The organism is Streptomyces sp. NPDC037288, assembly GCF_055603265.1.
This window is the reverse complement of the sequence record NZ_JBVJVY010000236.1, coordinates 1-1061: the sequence shown is the minus strand read 5'-3', so window position 1 is coordinate 1061 and position 1061 is coordinate 1. Positions and strand designations below refer to the sequence as shown.

2 protein-coding genes are annotated in these 1061 nt (G+C 61.7%); both read right to left on the bottom strand.

The annotated features are described in order from the left end of the window. Positions 1-221: 221 nt before the first annotated feature. The gene (locus ACZ7GZ_RS43495) at positions 222-656 is read right to left on the bottom strand and encodes a PIN domain-containing protein (protein WP_471033416.1); all 435 of its coding nucleotides are present in this window, start codon (positions 654-656) and stop codon (positions 222-224) included. After that, complete coding sequence (locus tag ACZ7GZ_RS43490; RefSeq protein ID WP_471033414.1) at positions 653-898, bottom strand: ribbon-helix-helix domain-containing protein; 246 nt, start codon at positions 896-898, stop codon at positions 653-655. Before ACZ7GZ_RS43490 ends, ACZ7GZ_RS43495 begins: the two co-directional genes overlap by 4 nt. Positions 899-1061: the final 163 nt, after the last annotated feature.

The window sequence follows — 1061 nt, the reverse complement described above, 5'->3', positions numbered from 1 at the left end:
CGGTACGACGGTGCAGCGGTATCCACGAACGGCCCCTCCCACAACGATCCCCACCAAGATCATCACACCCCCGCTCCTCAACTTGATAACACCCCGCAAGGAGATCCTCACGCGACGCGGACTCGAAAGCGGACGACACGAGCACGGATCCTGCCGCACCCACCCACCACCTGTCATCGTCAGACAGCGGACCCGATCACGACCTTCTGAATGCTTACGGTTTAGGCGTCGTCGGGTAGCACTCGGAATGCCTTGTGATCGGTTAGTGGGAGAACCGCGCGGAAGTCCTTGCGGTCGAGTGTGAGGATGCAGTCGGTGTCGTATTCCTCGGCAAGCGCCACGTTCACGGCGTCAGCAAGGTCCAGGCGCAGGCTCTTGTAACGGGCCCGGACAGTCAGGGCGCGGCTCAGTACTTCCGGTCCAGTGGCGGGGATTGCCCAGTCTCCTGTACGGGCCTGCGCTGTAATGTCCTCGATCATCATTATGGCGCGGTCGAATCCCAGTACGCGGCGTCCCACGTGGTCGATCTCGGTCATGACCATCGGGGAAACGACAACAAGACCAGCGTTTTCGAGTGCTGCGAAAGCTCCGTCGCTGTCGGGGGATGCGGTATCGAAGGCGGCGAGGAGGCCGGAGGTGTCGGCAATGAGGATCACGAAGCGTCATCCGACCCGAGGGACTCGGCAATGATGTCGTCCGCGCGCTCGGCAAGGGTGGGATCTCCGCTGTCGAAGCGGCGCAGTCGCAGCTGAGTGGTACGACGGCGGGCGCGGAGGGCAGCAAGGTGGATGCCCTGGCGGATCAATTCCGCCTCGGAGACACCCTGCCGTGCGGCGGCCTCTTTGATGATGGCCAGGTCTTCAGGGTCAGCATGGACCATGGTCCGCTTCAGAGTCATGTGTGTATGCTACATTACGCATACCTTACGGGAGAGGGGGCAGCTACTTGAGGTCAATCATCCGGGCTGGCATTGTCACGTTGATCTGAGCCGGTGAGATGATCTTCGGGTTGGTCATCCTGGGAGCTGTTCGTGGACACCGCGCCGTCTTACAAGGGGCACC